Origin of the sequence: Aggregatibacter sp. oral taxon 458 str. W10330 (genome assembly GCF_000466335.1) — a bacterium.
Taxonomy (GTDB): Bacteria; Pseudomonadota; Gammaproteobacteria; order Enterobacterales; family Pasteurellaceae; genus Aggregatibacter.
This window is the reverse complement of the sequence record NZ_KE952605.1, coordinates 37,878-60,730: the sequence shown is the minus strand read 5'-3', so window position 1 is coordinate 60,730 and position 22,853 is coordinate 37,878. Positions and strand designations below refer to the sequence as shown.

Here is a 22,853-nt window from a genome sequence, read left to right as displayed (position 1 = left end):
TTGCCGAGCGATGTTCTTATATTGCCATCTCTTGTTTTGCAGTGGGAACTTTTTATAGCTAACTGAGGAATTAGTTGTTATAATTTCGCGCCTTATCAACAAGATTCCTTATTTTACGTTATTACGATGGATTAAATTTATGGCATTAGACATAGAAAAAAAGAAAAATACGCTTGAGGCTCCTGAAGAAAAGTCTAAAGGATTAAATGCTTTTTTATGGTTGTTGACAGTTGTGATCATTGCTGCAACAGCTTTCGGTAATATTTATTTCGAAGATCAATATTCCACGCCGATCCGTGTTGTTGCTGTTGTTGTATTGCTACTGATTGCTTTAGGGATAGCTGCAATGACTAACCAAGGACGAAAAGCACTTGGTTTCTTCCAAGATGCTCGAACTGAATTACGTCGCATTGTTTGGCCAAGCCGCCCGGAAGCAACGCAAACCACTTTTATTGTTGTGGGTGTAACTGTGTTTGTGTCTTTAATCCTCTGGGGCTTAGATTCAATTATCGTGAGTATCATTACCTTCTTAACTGACTGGAGATTCTAAAATGACCGAAACCGCAAATAAAAAACGTTGGTATGTGTTGCAGGCCTTCTCCGGTTTTGAAGCGCGTGTTGCGACGACATTGCGTGAATACATTAAACTTCACAATATGGAAGATCAATTCGGTGAAGTGTTAGTGCCGACAGAGGAAGTTGTCGAAAATGTGGCAGGTAAACGTCGCAAAAGTGAACGTAAATATTTTCCGGGTTATGTGTTAGTACAAATGGAAATGAATGATGACACTTGGCACTTGGTGCGTAGCGTGCCACGTGTGATGGGTTTCATCGGCGGTACACCGGATAAACCGGCACCAATTAGCAATCGTGAAGCGGATATTATTTTAAATCGCTTAGAGCAAAATAGCGATAAACCAAAACCAAGAACGACTTTCCAACCGGGCGAGGAAGTCCGTGTCACCGAAGGACCATTTATGGATTTCAACGGTACAGTCGAAGAAATCGACTACGAAAAAGGCCGCTTGAAAGTCTCTGTATCTATCTTCGGTCGTGCGACACCGGTTGAGCTTGAATTTGGTCAAGTAGAAAAGAATAGCTAGTTAAAAATGTTCAAAATTTTGACCGCACTTTAAATCAACTGGGATTAAAGTGCGGTGACTTTCTCAAGTATTTTACTTGAAAAACCGGTTGCCTTTGATTAGAATGCAACCCTTTTTATCAACAGGGGAGCTAGTAATAGCGTTATCACCCATTTAGAGGAAACTAAAATGGCAAAAAAAGTCCAAGCCTACGTTAAGTTGCAAGTTGCAGCGGGTATGGCAAACCCATCACCACCGGTTGGTCCTGCGTTAGGTCAACAAGGTGTGAACATCATGGAATTCTGTAAAGCATTCAACGCTCGTACTGAGAGCTTAGAAAAAGGTTTACCAATTCCGGTTGTTATTACTGTCTATGCAGACCGTTCATTTACGTTTGTTACAAAAACCCCACCGGCAGCAGTTTTATTGAAAAAAGCAGCAGGTATCAAATCTGGTTCTGGTAAACCAAACAAAGATAAAGTGGGTAAAGTCACTTTAGATCAAGTTCGTCAAATCGCTGAAACGAAAGCAGCAGATATGACTGGTGCGACGATCGAAACCAAAATGAAATCAATTGCTGGTACTGCTCGCTCAATGGGCTTAGTGGTGGAGGAATAATACGATGGCTAAATTGACTAAAAAAATGAAAGCAATCAAAGCTGGCGTAGATTCTACTAAAGCATATGAAATCAACGAAGCAATCGCGTTATTAAAACAATTCGCAACAGCTAAGTTCGTTGAAAGTGTTGATGTTGCAGTAAACTTAGGTATTGATCCTCGTAAATCTGACCAAAACGTTCGTGGTGCAACTGTGTTACCACATGGTACAGGTCGTGAAGTTCGCGTGGCTGTGTTCACCCAAGGTGCAAACGCAGAAGCCGCTAAAGCAGCGGGCGCTGATTTAGTCGGTATGGAAGACTTAGCAGAGCAAGTTAAAAAAGGCGAAATGAACTTTGACGTTGTAATCGCATCTCCTGATGCAATGCGTGTTGTTGGTCAATTAGGTCAAGTATTAGGCCCACGTGGTTTAATGCCAAACCCGAAAGTGGGTACTGTGACACCAAACGTTGCGGATGCTGTTAAAAATGCGAAATCCGGTCAGGTTCGTTACCGTAATGATAAAAACGGTATCATTCACACCACTATCGGTAAAGCAAATTTCTCTGAAGCACAATTAAAAGAAAACCTTCAAGCGTTGTTAGCTGCTTTAACTAAAGCAAAACCTGCAACTTCTAAAGGTATCTTCATTAAGAAAGTCAGTATTTCTACGACAATGGGTGCCGGTGTAGCTATCGATCAAGCTTCACTGTAATTCATCAAAGTAAAATGAAATGTGACCGCACTTTTGTGAGTGCGGTTATTTTTTCCGGTGTTTATCATTGTTGAGTGGTGATTTTTTGTCATCGAGCATTTACAAACGATATTTCGACCGTTATAATCTTTGACCTTTTTAGACCGTAGTTTATTTGCGGTTTAGTATTTCTGGTTGGTGCTTGACCTCATTCAAGCCCCGTCCAAGACCGTAGGGGAGCAATCTTAATTATCCTACGTAGATGGTGAACAGAATAAGAATTTTCTTGCTTCTGTGCACCGAATTCGTCCTAATAGTCGTTTTATTAGGTATTTAAATTCCGAGCAATCGGAGTGTATTCAGGAGCTAAAAGCCAATGGCATTAAATCTTCAAGACAAACAAGCAATTGTTGCCGAAGTAAATGAAGCAGCCAAAGGTGCCCTTTCTGCTGTGATCGCGGATTCCCGTGGTGTAACAGTAGACAAAATGACCGAATTGCGTAAATCTGCACGCGAAGCCGGTGTTTCTATGCGCGTTGTTCGTAATACTTTATTACGTCGTGCGGTAGAAGGCACTGAATTCGAATGTTTGAAAGACACATTCACCGGTCCAACACTTATCGCATTCTCCACTGAACATCCAGGTGCTGCAGCACGTTTGTTCAAAGAATTTGCGAAAGCAAACGATAAGTTTGAACTTAAAGGTGCAGCCTTTGAAGGTAAGATCCAAGATGTTGAATTCTTAGCAACATTACCGACTTACGACGAAGCAATTGCACGTTTAATGGGCACAATGAAAGAAGCTGCGGCAGGCAAACTTGTTCGCACTCTTGCGGCATTACGCGACAAATTACAAGAAGCGGCTTAATCAAGCGTTTCTTCATCCAATTAACTTTATTTACTTTAGGAATTGATTGTTATGTCATTAACTAACGAACAAATCATTGAAGCGATTGCTTCTAAATCTGTAACTGAAATCGTTGAATTAATCACAGCGATGGAAGAAAAATTCGGTGTTTCAGCAGCGGCAGCAGTAGCAGCAGCGCCAGCAGGTGGTGCAGCAGCGGCAGCAGAAGAAAAAACTGAATTCGATGTAGTGCTTGCTGAAGCGGGTGCTAACAAAGTAGCAGTAATCAAAGCAGTACGTGGTGCAACCGGTTTAGGCTTGAAAGAAGCTAAAGACTTAGTTGAATCTGCACCTGCTGTATTGAAAGAAGGCATCGCTAAAGCAGAAGCAGAAGCACTTAAGAAAGAATTAGAAGAAGCTGGCGCGAAAGTAGAAATCAAATAATTTTGATTTTGTTTTGTCCTGTTTCTCAGGCTAAATGGCTGGTGGGTGACCATCAGCCATTTTGTGCTATCAAAAACAGAAGTAAATTTGCCGTTTAATTACTTTTGTTTCCTCAGATTAAATTCAGCATTCTAATTTGAGTCACCCACTCAAGAAGTAAGGTTCATAGTGCGGTCATCTAAAACGGTATCTAATATGTTATCACCAATTTTTGCCCAAATTATTGTGTGTTGATTGTGGGTCACTGAACAGCAAACAGAGGAACCCTATGGTTTACTCCTATACCGAGAAAAAACGAATTCGTAAAGACTTCGGCAAACGTCCGCAAGTTTTAAATATTCCTTATTTATTAACAATCCAGCTTGATTCTTTTGAGAAATTTATTCAACGAGATCCGGATGGTCAGCAAGGCTTAGAGGCCGCTTTCCGTTCAGTATTCCCTATTGTCAGTACCAATGGAAATACCGAATTACAATATGTTAGCTATCAATTAGGCGAGCCGGTATTTGATGTGCGTGAATGTCAAATCCGTGGCACCACCTATGCAGCACCATTACGCGTGAAATTACGCTTAGTAAGTTATGACAAAGACGCTGCACCGGGTACGATCAAAGATATTAAAGAACAAGAAGTTTACATGGGGGAAATCCCCTTAATGACCGATAACGGTACTTTTGTGATTAACGGTACTGAACGTGTTATCGTGTCTCAATTACACCGTAGTCCGGGTGTATTCTTTGATAGTGACAAAGGTAAAACGCACTCTTCAGGTAAAGTGCTATATAATGCACGTATTATTCCTTACCGTGGTTCATGGTTGGATTTTGAATTTGATCCAAAAGATAACTTATATGCGCGTATTGACCGTCGTCGTAAATTACCGGCAACCATTATCTTGCGTGCGTTAGGTTACACCACTGAACAAATCCTAGATCTTTTCTTTGATAAAGTTGTCTTCGAAATTAAAGATAATAAATTGCTGATGAATTTAATGCCTGAACGTTTACGTGGTGAAACGGCAGCATTTGATATTGAAGCTAATGGCAAAGTGTATGTTGAACGTGGTCGTCGCATCACTGCACGTCATATTAAAGCTTTAGAAAAAGACAACGTTAGCCAAGTTGAAGTGCCGACTGAATATATTGTAGGCAAAGTTGCAGCAAAAGATTATGTGGATCTTGAAACTGGTGAATTGGTTTGCCCTGCCAATATGGAGCTTTCCCTTGAGTTATTGGCTAAATTGGCACAAGCCGGTTATACACAAATTGAGACTTTGTTTACGAATGATCTTGATTATGGTCCGTATATTTCTGAAACCTTACGTGTTGACCCTTCTTATGACCGTTTGAGTGCGCTAGTCGAAATCTATCGCATGATGCGTCCGGGCGAGCCACCGACAAAAGAAGCGGCTGAAGCGTTATTTGATAATTTATTCTTCTCTTCTGACCGTTATGATTTATCTGCGGTAGGTCGTATGAAATTCAACCGCTCTTTAGGCATTGAAGAAACTACCGGCAGTGGCACATTAAGTAACGAAGATATCGTTAATGTCATGAAGAAACTGATCGAAATTCGTAACGGTCGTGGTGAAGTGGATGATATCGACCACTTGGGTAACCGTCGTATTCGTTCAGTGGGTGAAATGGCAGAGAACCAATTCCGTATTGGTTTAGTGCGTGTTGAACGTGCGGTGAAAGAGCGCTTGTCTTTAGGTGACCTGGAAGCGGTTACACCACAAGATTTAATTAATGCGAAACCGATTTCTGCTGCGGTAAAAGAATTCTTTGGTTCATCTCAATTATCCCAATTTATGGACCAAAACAACCCGTTATCAGAAGTCACACACAAACGTCGTATTTCTGCATTGGGTCCGGGCGGTTTAACTCGTGAACGTGCCGGCTTTGAGGTGCGTGACGTCCATGCGACTCACTATGGTCGCGTGTGTCCGATTGAAACACCTGAAGGTCCAAATATCGGTTTGATTAACTCGCTTTCCGTTTATGCACGTACTAACGACTACGGTTTCTTAGAAACGCCATATCGTAAAGTCGTCAATGGCCAAGTGACTGAAGAAATCGAATATCTTTCTGCGATTGAAGAAGGTAAATACGTTATTGCACAGGCGAACTCAAACCTTGATGAAAATTTCCGTTTTACCGATGCGTTTGTTACCTGTCGTGGTGAACATGGTGAATCAGGTCTTTATAAACCTGAAGAAATTCACTATATGGACGTTTCTACCCAACAAGTGGTTTCTGTGGCGGCAGCTTTGATTCCATTCTTAGAGCATGACGATGCGAACCGTGCCTTGATGGGTGCGAACATGCAACGTCAAGCAGTACCAACATTACGCGCAGACAAACCGTTAGTCGGTACCGGTATTGAGAAAGCGGTAGCGCTTGACTCCGGTGTTGCGGTTGTTGCAAAACGCGGTGGTACGATTCAATACGTAGACGCTTCCCGTATTGTGGTGAAAGTCAATGAAGACGAAACCGTTGCGGGCGAAGCCGGTATTGATATTTATAACTTAATCAAATATACCCGTTCTAACCAAAACACCTGTATTAACCAAATTCCTTGTGTAGAATTAGGTGAGCCGGTTGAGCGTGGTGAAATTTTGGCAGATGGTCCTTCTACCGATTTAGGTGAATTGGCGCTTGGTCAAAATATTCGCGTGGCGTTCATGCCGTGGAACGGTTATAACTTCGAAGACTCCATGTTAGTTTCCGAACGTGTGGTACAACAAGATCGTTTCACCACTATTCACATTCAAGAGCTTTCTTGTGTGGCACGTGATACCAAGTTAGGTGCAGAAGAAATTACTGCAGATATTCCTAACGTCGGTGAAGCTGCATTAAGTAAATTGGACGAATCCGGTATCGTGTATATCGGTGCAGAAGTGAAAGGCGGTGATATTCTAGTCGGTAAAGTGACACCAAAAGGTGAAACCCAATTAACCCCGGAAGAAAAATTATTACGCGCGATCTTCGGTGAAAAAGCGTCTGATGTGAAAGACTCTTCTTTACGCGTACCAAACAGCGTTTCTGGTACCGTTATTGACGTACAAGTGTTTACCCGTGATGGCGTAGAAAAAGACAAACGTGCATTAGAAATCGAAGAAATGCAATTAAAACAAGCGAAAAAAGACTTAAGCGAAGAGTTTGAGATCTTGGAAGCCGGCTTGTTTATGCGTGTCCGCAACCTATTGTTATCCGGTGGTTTCGATGCGAAATCCTTAGATAAATTAGACCGCACTAAATGGTTGGAACAAACCTTAGATAACGAGGAAAAACAACACCAATTAGAGCAGTTAGCGGAACAACACGAAGAATTACGTAAAGAATTTGAACGTAAATTAGAAGTTCAACGCAACAAGATTATCCAAGGCGACGATTTGGCACCGGGCGTGTTAAAAGTCGTTAAAGTGTACTTAGCGGTGAAACGTCAAATTCAACCGGGTGATAAAATGGCGGGTCGTCACGGTAATAAAGGGGTTATCTCAAAAATTAACCCTGTGGAAGACATGCCATACGATGAAAACGGTCAACCTGTTGAAATCGTATTGAACCCGCTGGGCGTTCCATCCCGTATGAATATCGGTCAGATCTTAGAAACTCACTTAGGTTTGGCGGCAAAAGGTATCGGTGATCAAATTAACGCGATGATTAAACAACAACAATCTATCGCGAAATTGCGTGAATACATGCAGAAAGCCTATGACCTTGGCGGCGGTTCACAAAAAGTGGATCTCAGCACCTTTACTGACGAAGAAGTGATGCGTTTAGCACAAAACTTGCGTAAGGGTTTGCCGATTGCTACACCAGTATTTGACGGTGCCCATGAAAAAGAAATTAAAGGCTTATTAGAGCTTGGTGGTTTACCGACTTCCGGTCAAATTACCCTTTATGATGGTCGTACAGGTGAGAAATTCGAGCGTCCGGTAACTGTAGGTTACATGTATATGCTCAAATTGAACCACTTGGTTGATGACAAAATGCACGCGCGTTCAACCGGTTCTTATAGTCTTGTTACTCAACAACCGTTGGGTGGTAAGGCGCAATTCGGTGGTCAACGTTTCGGTGAGATGGAGGTGTGGGCACTTGAAGCTTATGGTGCGGCTTATACCTTACAAGAAATGTTAACCGTGAAATCCGATGATGTGAACGGTCGTACGAAGATGTATAAAAACATCGTCAGCGGCAACCAACAAATGGATCCGGGCACACCGGAATCTTTCAATGTAATTATGAAAGAAATCCGTTCACTTGGTATCAACATCGACTTGGACGAAGAATAAGTCAGGGTATTCACCCCTATTGAGCCCAAGTGCGGTCGATTTTAAAAACGTTTTGAAAAACGACCGCACTTGAATAAGTTTAACTCCGACAGGAGCAAATCTGTGAAAGACTTAGTTAAGTTTTTAAAAGCACAATCAAAAACCGCTGAAGATTTTGATGTGATTAAAATCGGTTTAGCCTCACCTGACATGATCCGTTCTTGGTCATACGGTGAAGTTAAAAAGCCTGAAACAATCAACTATCGTACCTTTAAACCGGAACGTGACGGTCTTTTCTGTGCCCGTATCTTCGGACCGGTAAAAGATTACGAATGTTTGTGCGGTAAGTACAAACGCTTAAAACACCGCGGTGTGATTTGTGAAAAATGTGGCGTAGAAGTCACTCAAACTAAAGTTCGTCGTGAACGTATGGGGCACATTGAATTGGCCTCACCGGTGGCGCACATCTGGTTCTTAAAATCCCTGCCATCCCGTATCGGTTTATTGTTAGACATGCCGTTGCGTGATATTGAACGCGTGCTTTATTTTGAATCTTACATTGTGATCGAACCGGGTATGACCGATCTTGAGCGAGGCCAGTTATTAACCGAAGAACAATATCTTGACGCGGAAGACCGTTGGCAAGATGAGTTCGATGCCAAAATGGGTGCAGAAGCCATTCAAGCCTTATTGCGCGGTATCGATTTGGAAGCGGAATGCGAAAATTTACGTGAAGAATTACAAGAAACCAATTCCGAAACCAAGCGTAAGAAAATCACTAAACGCTTAAAATTATTGGAAGCCTTCTTACAATCCGGCAACAAACCGGAATGGATGGTGATGACCGTATTGCCGGTGCTTCCACCGGATTTACGTCCGTTAGTGCCGTTAGATGGTGGTCGTTTTGCGACTTCCGACTTGAACGATTTATACCGTCGCGTCATCAACCGTAACAACCGTTTAAAACGTTTATTAGATTTAATCGCACCGGATATTATCGTGCGTAACGAAAAACGTATGTTACAAGAGTCCGTCGATGCGTTGTTAGATAATGGTCGCCGCGGTCGTGCAATTACGGGATCTAACCGTCGTCCATTGAAATCACTTGCGGATATGATCAAAGGTAAACAAGGTCGTTTCCGTCAAAACTTATTGGGTAAACGTGTTGACTACTCCGGTCGTTCCGTAATCACCGTAGGTCCATACTTGCACTTACATCAATGCGGTTTACCGAAGAAAATGGCGTTGGAATTATTCCGTCCGTTTATCTATGCAAAATTAGAAAGCCGTGGTTATGCAACCACGATTAAAGCCGCCAAGAAAATGGTGGAGCGTGAAGATGCGATTGTTTGGGATATCTTGGCTGAAGTCATTCGCGAACATCCGATTCTGTTGAACCGTGCGCCAACATTGCACCGTTTGGGTATTCAAGCGTTTGAACCGATCTTAATCGAAGGTAAAGCGATTCAATTACACCCACTTGTTTGTGCGGCGTTCAACGCGGACTTCGACGGTGACCAAATGGCAGTACACGTACCGTTAACGTTGGAAGCGCAATTAGAAGCGCGTGCGTTAATGATGTCCACCAACAACATTCTTTCTCCGGCAAACGGAGATCCGATTATCGTTCCATCACAAGACGTGGTGTTGGGTCTTTACTACATGACTCGTGAAAAAGTGAACGGTAAAGGTGAAGGCATGTTATTGCAAGACCCACGCGAAGCAGAAAAAGCCTATCGTACCGGTCAAGCAGAATTACATTCTCGTGTGAAAGTTCGTATTACCGAGTATGTGAAAAATGAAGCAGGTGAGTTTGAATCAAAAACCACATTAACCGACACAACCATCGGTCGTGCCATTTTATGGATGATCGCGCCGAAAGGAATGCCGTTTAGCTTGTTTAACCAAACTCTTGGCAAAAAAGCGATTTCTAAGTTAATTAACGAAAGCTATCGTCGTTTAGGCTTGAAAGCCAGTGTGATGTTTGCTGACCAAATCATGTACACCGGTTTTGCTTATGCGGCACGTTCTGGTTCTTCTGTTGGTATCGACGATATGGTGATTCCGGCGAAGAAATACGAAATTATTTCTGCCGCGGAAGAAGAAGTGGCTGAAATTCAGGAACAATTCCAATCCGGTCTTGTGACTGCCGGCGAACGCTATAACAAAGTGATCGATATTTGGGCGGCAGCCAACGAACGTGTGGCGAAAGCCATGATGGAAAACTTATCTACGGAAGAAGTCATTAACCGTGAAGGTAAACCGGAAAAACAAGCGTCTTTCAACAGCATCTTTATGATGGCAGATTCCGGTGCGCGTGGTTCTGCAGCACAGATTCGTCAGTTAGCCGGTATGCGTGGTTTGATGGCACGTCCGGATGGCTCCATTATCGAAACCCCGATTACCGCAAACTTCCGTGAAGGTTTGAACGTTTTACAATACTTTATTTCTACTCACGGTGCGCGTAAAGGTTTGGCGGATACCGCGTTGAAAACAGCGAACTCCGGTTACTTAACCCGTCGTTTAGTTGACGTAGCGCAAGACCTTGTTATCGTAGAAGATGACTGTGGTACACACGAAGGTATCGTGATGACCCCGTTAATTGAGGGGGGCGATGAAAAAGTGCCTCTACGTGAACAAGTTTTAGGTCGTGTTGCGGCAGAAGACATCTTAAAACCAGGTACAGAAGAAGTATTAATTCCACGCAATACCTTATTAGATGAAAAATTGTGTGATGTATTAGACGAAAATTCTGTGGACAGCGTGAAAGTCCGTTCTGTTGTAACCTGTAATACCGACTTTGGTGTCTGTGCGAAATGTTACGGTCGTGACTTAGCGCGCGGTCACTTGATTAACCAAGGTGAAGCGGTGGGTGTTATTGCGGCACAATCTATCGGTGAGCCGGGAACACAGTTAACCATGCGTACGTTCCACATTGGTGGTGCGGCATCTGCAGCAGCCAAAGAGTCTAGCGTACAAGTGAAAAACAACGGTACATTGCGTTTAGCCAATGCAAAATTCGTTACGAATAACGAAGGCAAATTGGTGCTAACCTCTCGTAATACCGAATTAACCGTTGTGGATACTTTCGGTCGTACCAAAGAGCACTATAAAGTGCCTTACGGCGCGATTCTAAACAAAGGTGATCACCAAGAGGTGAATGCCGGTGAAACCATTGCTAACTGGGATCCGCATACTATGCCGGTTATCTCTGAAGTGAGCGGTTTTGTAAAATTCGTAGATATCGTGGATGGTTTAACTGTTACCCGTCAAACCGACGAATTAACCGGTCTTTCTTCTATCGTAGTGCAAGATGTGGGTGAACGTGCAACCGCTGGTAAAGACTTACGTCCGGCAATCAAACTGGTAGATGACAAAGGCAACGATGTTGTTGTTCCGGGTACTGACGTAGTGGCGCAATACTTCTTACCAAGTAAAGCTATCGTGACCTTAGATGACGGCGCAGAAGTGCATATCGGTGATCCGTTAGCACGTATTCCACAAGAATCTGTGGGAACGAAAGATATTACCGGTGGTCTTCCACGCGTGGCAGACTTGTTTGAAGCGCGTAAACCGAAAGAGCCTGCGATTTTAGCGGAAATCTCCGGTATCGTGTCCTTCGGTAAAGAAACCAAAGGTAAACGCCGTTTATTGATTACGCCGGCAGAAGGCGAAGTGTACGAAGAAATGATTCCAAAATGGCGTCAATTGAACGTATTCGAAGGTGAAATGGTTGAACGCGGTGATTTAATCTCCGATGGTGCGGAAACGCCACATGACATCTTACGTTTACGCGGTGTACACGCGGTAACCGAATATATCGTGAATGAAGTCCAAGAAGTTTACCGCTTACAAGGGGTAAAAATTAACGATAAACACATCGAAGTGATCGTACGCCAAATGTTGCGTAAAGCGATTGTTACCAAAGCTTACGACTCCGAATTCCTTGAAGGGGAACAAGTGGAAGTAGCTCGCGTGAAAATCGTTAACCGTAAACGTGAAGCGGAAGGCAAACCGCCGGTAGAATTTGAACGCGAATTATTGGGTATTACCAAAGCGTCCTTGGCCACCGAGTCCTTCATCTCTGCGGCCTCCTTCCAAGAAACCACTCGTGTGTTAACGGAAGCAGCAGTGGCAGGTAAACGCGATGAATTGCGCGGCTTGAAAGAAAACGTCATCGTAGGTCGTTTGATTCCGGCAGGTACCGGTTTTGCGTATCACCAAAATCGTCATAAAAACGCGTCAGTTATCGCGGATGAAGAGGTGCCGGTAAGACTATCGGCGATGGATGAAGAAGAGATTGCTTCTGAATTCGTCATGACCTCTGAGGATGCCGAGGCCAGTTTAGCTGAAATGTTAAATATGGTAGAAGAAGACGATCACGCAGAATAATATTCCTGCAAGAAGAAACCCGAGCTAAGTCTCGGGTTTTTTTATGGGGATCATTCGCTAAATGAACAAATACCTTTTATAATGACCGCACTTTTTTCTTCTCGGAACCATAAAGTGCGGTAGAAAATGGACGTGTTTTCTGCGTATTGCAACAGGTGTTAAAAATGAAACTAATTGAGCCTGACAAACAGGGCTTTTGGCTCTTTACGCAAGCGTCATCGATTCATTGGGTGGATGGCAAACTTCCTTTTGGTCGTGCCGATGAGTTAGGATTAACCGGACTTCACGCCATGCGTATTGGCGAGTGGGTAGGACAACCACTGTATTTGGTGGAATCCAAAACGGATGATACGCGTGCGTATTTTTCCTTGCGCGATCAGCTGTCATTACCACAGGAACAATTTAATCTGCTTGCCCGTGGCGTAGAATTAAATCATTTTTACCAAACGCACCAATTTTGTGGCAAGTGCGGTGGCAAAACCGAACAAAAATCGGATGAGTGGGCGGTACAATGTCAAGTTTGCGGCTTTCGTACTTATCCTGTAATCTGCCCTTGTGTGATTGTTGCCGTTCGGCGCGGTTCGCAAATTTTGTTAGCAAATCATATGCGCCACAAAGGCGGTATGTACACGACGCTGGCAGGTTTTGTAGAAGTGGGTGAAACCTTTGAAGAGGCTGTGCACCGTGAAGTTTGGGAAGAAACACAGATTAAAGTGAAAAATTTACGTTATGTTGGTAATCAGCCATGGGCATTTCCTAATTCGCAAATGGTGGGCTTTTTGGCTGATTATGCGTCAGGAGAAATTCACATCCAACCGGAAGAAATCTACGATGCGCAGTGGTTTGATTGCGAACAGACTTTGCCCGAATTGCCGCCACATGGCACTATTGCGCGTAAATTAATTGAAGCAACGCTTGTTTTATGTCAACAAGATAAAAATAAATCATGAGGTTTTATGAGCACATTAAAAAATGACCGTTATTTAAGAGCCCTTTTACGTCAACCTGTGGATATGACGCCGATTTGGATGATGCGCCAAGCGGGGCGGTATTTGCCGGAATACAAAGCCACTCGTGCGCAAGCCGGTGATTTTATGTCCTTGTGTCGTAATGCGGATTTGGCTTGTGAGGTGACATTACAACCGTTGCGCCGTTATGCTTTGGATGCTGCGATTTTATTTTCCGATATTTTAACGATTCCTGATGCCATGGGACTCGGCTTAAGCTTTGGCGCCGGTGAGGGGCCGAAATTTGAACGGGTTATCGACAGCAAAAGTGCGGTGGAAAATTTACCTATTCCGGATCCGGAACAAGAACTGCAATATGTGATGAATGCGGTGCGCACGATTCGTCGTGAATTAAATGGAGAAGTGCCCCTTATCGGCTTTTCCGGGAGCCCGTGGACATTGGCCACTTATATGGTAGAAGGCGGTTCTTCTAAAGCCTTTACTAAAATTAAAAAAATGCTATATAGCGAACCGCACTTATTGCACGCCTTGTTAGATAAACTGGCAGACAGCGTGATTCTTTACTTAAATGCGCAAATTAAAGCCGGCGCCCAGGCGGTCATGGTGTTTGATACGTGGGGCGGCGTGTTGGCGCATCGTGAATATCCGGAATTTTCCTTGCGTTATATGCACAAAATCGTAGATGGTTTGATTCGCGATCACGAGGGGCGTCGTGTGCCGGTTACCTTATTTACCAAAGGCGGTGGATTATGGTTAGAAGCTATTGCCGATACCGGTTGTGATGCCGTGGGATTAGATTGGACGGTGGATATTGCGGAGGCACGTCGTCGCGTTGGGCATAAAGTGGCATTGCAAGGCAACATGGATCCAAGCGTATTATATGCGCCCGCTAACCGAATTGAAGAGGAAGTACGGTCGATTTTGGCAGCGTTTGGTGAAGGGAGCGGCCATGTATTTAATCTTGGGCATGGCATTCATCAGGACGTGCCGGAAGACAGCCCGAAAGTGTTGGTGGATGCGGTACACCAGCTATCCAAGCCTTATCATCTCTAAAGTGTGGTAAAAATAATATGCGAAATCCGATTCATAAACGTTTAGAAAATCTCGCCACTTGGCAGCATTTAACTTTTATGGCGTGCCTATGCGAACGAATGTATCCCAACTATCATTTGTTTTGCGAAATCACAGAACAACCACAAAACGCCAAGGTGTATCACAATATTTTGAATTTGGTGTGGGAATATTTAACGGTTAAAGAGGCCAACATTAATTTTGAGAATCAGTTAGAAAAACTGGAAAACATTATTCCGGATGTGAATGACTATGATTTTTACGGTGTTGTGCCGGCATTAGATGCCTGTGAAGGGCTGGCAGAAGTGTTGCATACCATCATTGCTGGCGCATCATTGGAGCAAGCGGTGAAAGTAAGTCAACTGTCACTGGGAACGGTAGCAGGTTATTTAGAAACGGAATATGATCGCACCTTATCCGAGGTGGAACTGAAGGAATCGGATTTAATCCAGCAAGAATTAGATGTGCAATGGCAACTGTACCGCGCGTTAAAAGAGGCGGAAAGGCATGATGTTGAACTGATTTCTGATTTAAAAAATGCGTTGCGTGAAGAGTCGGTTTCGAATATTTGTATAAAAATAGAACGGTAATGTGATATTTTCCACAAAAATCATAATTCATGCTTTGCTTTCAAGGCAACTTAGATTAAGCTTTGCCTGCACTGATTATAGTGATCCCGGTTTATTGAATAAGTAATCATGTTATTTATTCCACTACTGTTAAATTTAAAAAATAGAAGGTACTAATCTATGAACAAAACAGATTTAATTGATGCTATTGCAAGCGCAGCCGAATTAAATAAAAAACAAGCTAAAGCTGCTTTAGAAGCAACTTTAGATGCAATCACTGAAAGCTTAAAAAAAGGTGATGCCGTACAATTAATCGGTTTCGGCACATTTAAAATCAATGAGCGTAAAGCGCGTACCGGTCGTAACCCACAAACAGGCGCCGAAATCCAAATCGCAGCCTCTAAAGTGCCGGCATTCGTTTCTGGTAAAGCATTAAAAGATGCTGTTAAATAATTAGTTCTGATATTTAATCTTTAAACCCTGTTTCTAGTAAACAGGGTTTTTTGTTGCCTATCTTTTTATTTACATCCTTTCTAAATGGCTATAAACTTTCGAACCGAAATTTAACTGGAACTATTTTGGTTTGGAAATGACTAAACGACACATACAGCCTCGCAATACCCAACAACGTCGTCACGGCATCATGCAATTATTGCTGGAGCGTGGAGAAGTTAGCGTTGATCAGCTTGTTCAGCTGTTTGATACTTCGGAAGTCACGATTCGTAAAGACTTAACGGTGTTAGAGAACAATGGTTTCTTAGTGCGTCGCTACGGTGGCGCGATCTTAATGCCGCAAGAACTCATTGAGGACGAACAGGAAGATTTTCTTTCGGAACGAAAGTTGGCGATTGCTAAACGGGCAGCCGAACGTATTTTAGATCACAACCGTATTATTATTGATAGTGGCACCACTACAGCGGCATTGATTAAACAGTTGAACAACAAGCAAGGGTTGGTGGTGATGACTAATTCTATGTATGTAGCGAACGAGCTGCGTTCTCTCGAAAATGAGCCAACGTTGTTAATGACCGGTGGTACATGGGATAAGGCTTCTGAGTCTTTTCAAGGCAAAGTGGCGGAGCAAGTATTGCGTTCCTATAACTTCGACCAGCTGTTTATCGGTGCTGATGGAATTGATTTTGATCGGGGAACGACCACGTTCAACGAATTGGTTGGCTTAAGCCAAGTGATGGCGGATGTGGCGCGCGAAGTGATTGTGATGGTGGAATCTCAAAAGATTGGGCGAAAGATGCCTAATGTTGAATTGGTATGGCAGCAAATTGATGTATTGATTACCGATAATTTGTTGTCGGAAGACAGTAAAAAACGCATTGAAGCCCATGGCGTAGATGTCATTTGCGCTTAAAAGTGCGGTTATTTTAAATAATGTTTTTTTAGCTTATTTCAGGAGAGCAAAAAGTTATGTGTGGAATTGTTGGTGCCGTCGCACAACGTGATGTGGCAGAAATTTTAATTAATGGATTACATCGCCTTGAATACCGTGGTTATGACTCCGCAGGATTGGCAGTAGTCAATTTACAACATGAATTACAACGTGTACGTTGCTTAGGCAAAGTGAAAGCGTTGAATGAGGCAGTGGAAAAATCACCGCTTATCGGTGGCACCGGCATTGCGCATACCCGTTGGGCTACCCACGGCGCACCTTCCGAAGATAACGCACACCCCCACGTTTCCGGTAATTTTGCGGTGGTGCATAACGGTATTATCGAAAACTATGAAGAATTGCGTGCGTTGTTGAAAGCGCGTGGTTATGTGTTTACCTCCCAAACAGATACGGAAGTCATTGCACATTTGGTGGAATGGGAAATGCGCAGCGCAGGCAGTTTATTGGAAGCCGTGCAGAACGTCGTAAAACAATTAACCGGTGCTTATGGTATGGTCGTGATGGATCGTATGCATCCGGAACATCTTGTGGCAGCGCGCTCCGGCAGCCCATTGGTGATCGGTTTGGGTATCGGCGAAAACTTCCTGGCTTCTGACCAACTTGCTTTGTTAAGCGTTACCCGCCGTTTTATTTTCTTAGAAGAGGGCGACATTGCAGAAATTACTCGCCGTTCCGTGGATATTTACGATCGCGATGGTCATAAAGTCGAGCGTGAGGCGCATGACTCCAATTTAGAAAACGATGCGGCGGAAAAAGGCAAACACCGCCACTTCATGCAAAAAGAAATTTACGAACAACCAACCGCACTTATCAACACGATGGAAGGTCGTGTAACCCACAATAACGTGGTGGTGGAAGCGATCGGTAACGGTGCGAAAGACATTCTCGAAAAAGTGGAACACATTCAAATCGTGGCTTGTGGTACATCTTACAATTCCGGGATGGTGTCTCGTTATTGGTTTGAAAGCATAGCCGGCGTGAGTTGTGATGTGGAAATTGCCTCTGAATTTCGTTACCGCAAATTTGTAGTACGCCCAAACAGTTTATTGATTACGATTTCCCAATCCGGTGAAACGGCGGATACCCTAGCCGCCTTACGTTTAGCGAAAGAAAAAGGCTATATGGCAGCGATGACGATTTGTAACGTAGCCGGCTCGTCCCTCGTGCGCGAATCGGATCTGGCATTCATGACCCGCGCTGGCGTAGAAATCGGGGTAGCCTCCACCAAAGCCTTTACAACGCAGTTAGCCGCATTGTTAATGTTAGTTGTGGCGGTTGGTAAAGCCAAACAGACCCTTTCCACTGAGAAAGAGCAGGAAATTGTGAAAGCATTGCAAGCGTTGCCGGCGGAGATTGAAAAGGCTTTAGCGTTCGATAAACACATTGAAACTTTGGCGGAAGATTTTGCCGAAAAGAACCATGCGTTATTTTTAGGTCGTGGCGAGTTCTACCCCATTGCGATGGAGGCCTCGTTAAAGTTAAAAGAAATTTCCTATATTCACGCAGAAGCCTATGCCGCCGGTGAGCTAAAACACGGGCCGTTAGCCTTAATTGATACCGATATGCCGGTGATTGTGGTCGCACCAAACAATGAATTGCTGGAAAAAATCAAATCCAACATAGAAGAAGTGCGCGCCCGTGGTGGTCAATTGTATGTGTTTGCCGATAAAGAGGCCGGTTTTAATGAAGCGGAAGGCATGAAAATCATCACCATGCCAACGGTAAATGATATTACCGCACCGATTTATTACACCGTGCCGATGCAGCTGTTGGCTTATCACATTGCCCTGATTAAAGGCACCGATGTGGATCAGCCTCGTAACTTAGCGAAAGCGGTTACCGTGGAATAATCTCTCAAAACGCCTGAAATTCTGACCGCACTTTGAATGACAAAATCAAAGTGCGGTCTTTTTTTTACAAATTTTGCCCATGTAATATTACCGTATTGCACGATTAAAATAACGTCATGTAGCATACAACATGCTGCACGAACAAGGCGAAATTACCCAGACAATGTAGCGTGCAACTTGTTGCACGAAAAAGACGGAATTAAACAAACGATGTGCTTAAAGGCACGGTCATTGTTGGGACATTTTTATCCATCCACCAAAATGAACGGAAAGGTATTTCGTGCATCAAGATGCACGCTACGAGAATCAAAAACGTGATTGAACCAACGTCGCATACAACGTGTTGCACGAACAAGGCGAAATTACCCAGACAATGTAGCGTGCAACTTGTTGCACGAAAAAGACGGAATTAAACAAACGATGTGCTTAAATGCACGGTCATTGTTGGGGCGTTTTTATCCATTCACCAAAATGAACGGAAAGGTATTTCGTGCATCAAGATGCACGCTACGAGAATCCAAAACGTGATTGAACCAACGTCGCGTGCAACGTGCTGCATGAACAAGGCAAAATTACCCAGACTGTAGCGTGCAACTTGTTGCACGAATAAGGCAAAATTATCCAGACAATACGCGCAAAAGTGCGGTAGAAAAATAAAATGTTTTTACCCTTTCGCCAAAATCCCTTTCAGGAATCGCGCGGTATGCGAACCTTCTACGTTAGCGACCTGCTCCGGCGTACCGGTGGCGATAATTTGTCCGCCGCCGCTACCGCCTTCCGGGCCGAGATCCACAATCCAGTCGGCGGTTTTAATCACGTCTAAATTGTGCTCAATGACCACGATAGTATTGCCTTGATCGCGCAAGCGGTGCAACACGGAAAGCAGTTGTTTGATGTCGGCAAAGTGTAGCCCGGTAGTAGGTTCGTCCAAAATATACAGGGTTTTGCCCGTATCCCGTTTAGAGAGTTCCGTCGCCAATTTTACCCGTTGCGCTTCACCGCCGGATAGGGTGGTGGAGGATTGCCCCAAGCGGATGTAAGACAAGCCCACGTCCATTAGAGTTTGCAGTTTGCGCGCAATCATTGGAACCGCATCGAAAAATTCGCGCGCTTCTTCCACGGTCATATCCAACACTTGATGAATGGTTTTGCCTTTGTAGCGAATTTCCAAGGTTTCGCGGTTGTAGCGTTTACCTTTACATTGGTCGCAAGGCACGTACACATCCGGCAGGAAGTGCATTTCCACTTTGATTACACCATCGCCCTGACAAGCTTCGCAACGCCCGCCGCGTACATTAAAACTGAAACGCCCCGGGTTGTAACCGCGTGCACGGGCTTCCGGTACGCCGGCGAACAGCTCACGAATCGGGGTGAACACGCCGGTGTAGGTTGCCGGGTTAGAGCGCGGAGTACGACCAATTGGGCTTTGGTCAATATCGATGACTTTGTCGAAAAATTCTAAACCTTCGATAGATTTATACGGCGCGGCTTCCGCATTTTCCGCACGGTTTAACGCGTTTTGAGCAATCGGGAACAAGGTGTCGTTTATCAACGTGGATTTGCCTGAACCGGACACGCCGGTGATACAGGTAAACAAGCCGACCGGAATCTCTAAGTTGACGTTTTTCAGATTATTGCCTGATGCACCGAACAGCTTGAGTGTTTTTTTCTTATCAAGTGTGGTGCGTTTTTTCGGTATTTCGATTTTTTCCGCGCCGGATAAGAATTTACCCGTAAGCGAGTTTGGATTTTGCATGATTTGTTGCGCTGTGCCTTCGGCAATGACATTACCACCATGCACACCCGCACCCGGGCCGATGTCGATAATGTGGTCGGCGCTTAAAATCGCATCTTCATCGTGTTCTACCACAATCACGGTGTTGCCGAGATTTCGTAAGTGAATCAAGGTGTTGAGCAAGCGTTCGTTATCCCGTTGATGCAAACCGATAGACGGTTCATCTAATACATACATCACGCCGACCAAGCCTGCGCCGATTTGGCTGGCAAGACGAATGCGTTGTGCTTCACCGCCCGAAAGAGTTTCGGCGGAGCGGGAAAGGGAAAGATAATTCAAGCCCACATTCACCAAAAATTGTAACCGCTCTTTGATTTCTTTCAGAATCTTCTCGGCGATTTGCGCTTTTTGTCCGCTCAGCTGTAGCTCTCCAAAAAAGCTCAAGGCTTCCCCGATGCTTTTCTCCGAGACATCAGGCAGATTGGTTTGCTCAATATAAACGTTACGCGCCTCGGGACGCAGACGCGAACCGCCACAATCGGCGCAAGGGCGATTGCTGATGTGTTTGGCAAGTTCTTCCCTCACTGACATGGATTCCGTTTCTTTATAACGGCGCGCCATGTTGTTCAAAATGCCTTCAAAGACATGGTGGCGTAACACCACATCGCCGCGATCGTTCATGTATTGGAATTCGATTTCTTCCTTGCCCGAACCGTGCAAAATAATCTGTTGGATTTTTTTCGGCAGTTCTTCAAAAGGCGTTTCAATATCGAAATGGTAGTGTTTCGCCAAGGAGGTGAGCATTTGGTAATAATAAAAATTGCGACGATCCCAGCCTTTAATGGCGCCATTGGCAAGAGAAATACTCGGATTTTGCACCACGCGTTTTTCATCAAAATATTGTTGTACGCCCAAACCGTCACAAGTCGGGCACGCGCCGGCAGGGTTATTAAAGGAGAAGAGACGAGGTTCCAGTTCCGGTACGGAATAGCCACAGTGCGGACAGGCAAAGTTAGCAGAGAACACCAGTTCTTCCGCTTTCGGATCGTCCATATACGCGACGACCGCTGTGCCGCCGGAAAGCTCGAGCGTGGTTTCAAAGGATTCCGCCAATCTTGTGGCTAAATCCGACCGCACTTTAAAGCGATCCACCACCACTTCAATGGTATGTTTTTTCTGTAATTCCAGTTTTGGCGGATCGGATAAATCGCAAATCTCACCATCAATACGGGCGCGAATGTAGCCTTGCGCAGCAATTTGTTGCAATAATTTAATGTGTTCCCCTTTGCGCTCTTTTACTACCGGCGCCAACAACATCATTTTGCTTTCTTCAGGCAGGGAAAGCACTTTATCCACCATTTGGCTGATCGTTTGCGCCGTGAGCGGCACATTATGATGAGGGCAGCGCGGCTCGCCCACGCGGGCAAACAACAAACGCAGGTAATCGTGAATTTCGGTAATGGTACCCACCGTTGAACGAGGGTTGTGCGAGGTGGATTTTTGCTCAATAGAAATGGCCGGTGAAAGCCCTTCAATATGGTCCACATCGGGTTTTTCCATTAATGACAAAAATTGACGCGCATAGGCGGACAAGGATTCCACATAACGGCGTTGCCCTTCGGCATACAGCGTGTCAAAAGCCAAAGAAGATTTGCCTGAGCCGGATAAGCCGGTAATGACGATTAATTTATCACGGGGAATGGTTAAGTTAATATTTTTCAGATTGTGGGTTCTTGCCCCACGAATGTCGATGGTATCCATAATAGATTTTATAAATGAAAGAAGTGTAAATATGCGACAATTATCGCATATTCCTAAATAACTGTGCAAATATCCAGTTAATTTTGTTGAAGGCGTGGATTTATTCCGAATTTTCAGGCAGAATAGAGCAAATTTTTTTACAGTAAAATTGAATAAAGAAGAGGATATTATGGCTGGAGTAAATAAAGTCATTATTGTTGGTAACTTAGGTAACGATCCTGAAATTCGTACCATGCCGAACGGCGAAGCGGTTGCCAACATTACCGTTGCCACCAGTGAAAGCTGGAATGATAAAAACACCGGCGAACGTCGTGAAGTCACCGAATGGCACCGCATTGTGTTCTATCGTCGTCAGGCGGAAGTGGCGGGCGAATACCTACGCAAAGGGTCTAAAGTTTATGTCGAAGGGCGTTTAAGAACCCGCAAATGGCAAGATCAAAACGGCCAAGATCGCTACACCACAGAAATTCAAGGCGATGTTTTACAAATGTTAGACAGCCGATCTGATCGTCAATCCGGCGGCTACGCGCCGGCAGCACAGCCAAACTACTCAAGCCAAGCACCAAGCGCGCCAACTGCACCACGTGGCACTCCGGCAAGCAAACCGGCAGCCGAACCGCCAATGGATAATTTTGATGATGATATTCCATTCTAACGAATAAAGCACAAAAATGATAAAGGGTCTGATGTGATGTCAGACCCTTTGTTTTTTGTGGCATAAAGTTGATGTATTTTTAACGTAAGTGGGATTTGTAAGGTGTGTGCTCATTGATTAATCCTTAGAAAAATAGGCACAAGCGTGGACGCTTGCGCCATCGGAGGGCTTATTTAATTAAAAAAGCGACATCAATAACACGGCAAACTAAAGTGCGGTGGTTTTTCTATGTGTTTTTCCAACTTAAATACCGCAAATTTTGACTGCCCTTGTACCTTATTTAATGACGGTAATTTTCCATTTAGCATCATCGATTTGTTCAAAATCAGTTACTTCGTAACCTTCTTCTGCCGCCCATGCCGGAATGGCTTCTGTGGCTTGTGTGCAGTCAAATTCAATTTCTAACCCATCGCCCTTATTGAGTTTCGCCATGGCTTCTTTGGCTTCAACCAAGGGGAAAGGGCAAACTAAACCGAGTGTAGGTAATTTAACAATCATTTTTATCTC

At 44.2% G+C, this 22,853-nt stretch carries 17 protein-coding genes; 15 read left to right on the top strand and 2 right to left on the bottom strand.

From position 1 onward, the window contains the following. Positions 1–139 precede the first annotated feature (139 nt). The 14 genes from secE (at position 140) to glmS (ending at position 18,195) form a co-directional block, all read left to right on the top strand. Positions 140–550, top strand: coding sequence for a preprotein translocase subunit SecE (gene secE, locus HMPREF9065_RS04865; RefSeq protein WP_021616065.1), 411 nt, complete (start codon positions 140–142; stop codon positions 548–550). Between the two features lies 1 nt (position 551). Continuing rightward, complete coding sequence (nusG, locus tag HMPREF9065_RS04870) at positions 552–1,103, top strand: transcription termination/antitermination protein NusG (protein WP_021616064.1); 552 nt, start codon at positions 552–554, stop codon at positions 1,101–1,103. Positions 1,104–1,271: 168 nt separating this feature from the next. Further along, positions 1,272–1,700 carry a 50S ribosomal protein L11 gene (rplK, locus tag HMPREF9065_RS04875; protein ID WP_005630840.1) on the top strand — a complete coding sequence of 143 codons (429 nt, stop codon included), beginning with the start codon at positions 1,272–1,274 and terminating at the stop codon, positions 1,698–1,700. Between the two features lie 4 nt (positions 1,701–1,704). Beyond that, entirely contained in the window at positions 1,705–2,394 is a 690-nt protein-coding gene (rplA, locus tag HMPREF9065_RS04880; protein WP_021616063.1) for a 50S ribosomal protein L1, read from the top strand. A 355-nt stretch (positions 2,395–2,749) separates the two neighbouring features. Beyond that, positions 2,750–3,241: a 50S ribosomal protein L10 gene (gene rplJ, locus HMPREF9065_RS04885; RefSeq protein ID WP_021616062.1), complete on the top strand. Its 492-nt coding sequence runs from the start codon at positions 2,750–2,752 to the stop codon at positions 3,239–3,241. Between the two features lie 51 nt (positions 3,242–3,292). Next, a complete protein-coding gene (gene rplL / locus HMPREF9065_RS04890; protein WP_005702046.1) occupies positions 3,293–3,664 on the top strand; it encodes a 50S ribosomal protein L7/L12 in 372 nt (123 codons plus the stop codon). Between the two features lie 268 nt (positions 3,665–3,932). After that, entirely contained in the window at positions 3,933–7,961 is a 4,029-nt protein-coding gene (rpoB, locus tag HMPREF9065_RS04895; protein ID WP_021616061.1) for a DNA-directed RNA polymerase subunit beta, read from the top strand. A gap of 102 nt (positions 7,962–8,063) precedes the next feature. Then, a complete protein-coding gene (gene rpoC / locus HMPREF9065_RS04900; protein WP_021616060.1) occupies positions 8,064–12,332 on the top strand; it encodes a DNA-directed RNA polymerase subunit beta' in 4,269 nt (1,422 codons plus the stop codon). Between the two features lie 164 nt (positions 12,333–12,496). Then, entirely contained in the window at positions 12,497–13,282 is a 786-nt protein-coding gene (gene nudC, locus HMPREF9065_RS04905) for an NAD(+) diphosphatase (protein WP_021616059.1), read from the top strand. A 6-nt stretch (positions 13,283–13,288) separates the two neighbouring features. Beyond that, positions 13,289–14,353: a uroporphyrinogen decarboxylase gene (gene hemE, locus HMPREF9065_RS04910; protein ID WP_021616058.1), complete on the top strand. Its 1,065-nt coding sequence runs from the start codon at positions 13,289–13,291 to the stop codon at positions 14,351–14,353. A 17-nt stretch (positions 14,354–14,370) separates the two neighbouring features. After that, the gene (locus HMPREF9065_RS04915) at positions 14,371–14,961 is read left to right on the top strand and encodes a YjaG family protein (protein WP_021616057.1); all 591 of its coding nucleotides are present in this window, start codon (positions 14,371–14,373) and stop codon (positions 14,959–14,961) included. Positions 14,962–15,120: 159 nt separating this feature from the next. Beyond that, positions 15,121–15,393: an HU family DNA-binding protein gene (locus HMPREF9065_RS04920; protein WP_021616056.1), complete on the top strand. Its 273-nt coding sequence runs from the start codon at positions 15,121–15,123 to the stop codon at positions 15,391–15,393. Positions 15,394–15,529: 136 nt separating this feature from the next. Continuing rightward, complete coding sequence (locus tag HMPREF9065_RS04925; RefSeq protein ID WP_033002526.1) at positions 15,530–16,306, top strand: DeoR/GlpR family DNA-binding transcription regulator; 777 nt, start codon at positions 15,530–15,532, stop codon at positions 16,304–16,306. A 56-nt stretch (positions 16,307–16,362) separates the two neighbouring features. Next, positions 16,363–18,195 (top strand): glutamine--fructose-6-phosphate transaminase (isomerizing), encoded by a 1,833-nt coding sequence (gene glmS, locus HMPREF9065_RS04930; protein WP_021616054.1) that lies wholly within the window; start codon positions 16,363–16,365, stop codon positions 18,193–18,195. A 664-nt stretch (positions 18,196–18,859) separates the two neighbouring features. On the opposite strand, the gene uvrA is transcribed toward glmS, so the two are convergent. After that, positions 18,860–21,691 carry an excinuclease ABC subunit UvrA gene (gene uvrA / locus HMPREF9065_RS04935; protein WP_021616052.1) on the bottom strand — a complete coding sequence of 944 codons (2,832 nt, stop codon included), beginning with the start codon at positions 21,689–21,691 and terminating at the stop codon, positions 18,860–18,862. Between the two features lie 169 nt (positions 21,692–21,860). Here uvrA and HMPREF9065_RS04940 point away from each other — a divergent pair, with 169 nt between their 5' ends. Continuing rightward, a complete protein-coding gene (locus HMPREF9065_RS04940; protein ID WP_033002525.1) occupies positions 21,861–22,346 on the top strand; it encodes a single-stranded DNA-binding protein in 486 nt (161 codons plus the stop codon). A 276-nt stretch (positions 22,347–22,622) separates the two neighbouring features. On the opposite strand, the gene HMPREF9065_RS04945 is transcribed toward HMPREF9065_RS04940, so the two are convergent. After that, the gene (locus HMPREF9065_RS04945) at positions 22,623–22,844 is read right to left on the bottom strand and encodes a sulfurtransferase TusA family protein (protein ID WP_021616050.1); all 222 of its coding nucleotides are present in this window, start codon (positions 22,842–22,844) and stop codon (positions 22,623–22,625) included. Positions 22,845–22,853 lie beyond the last annotated feature (9 nt).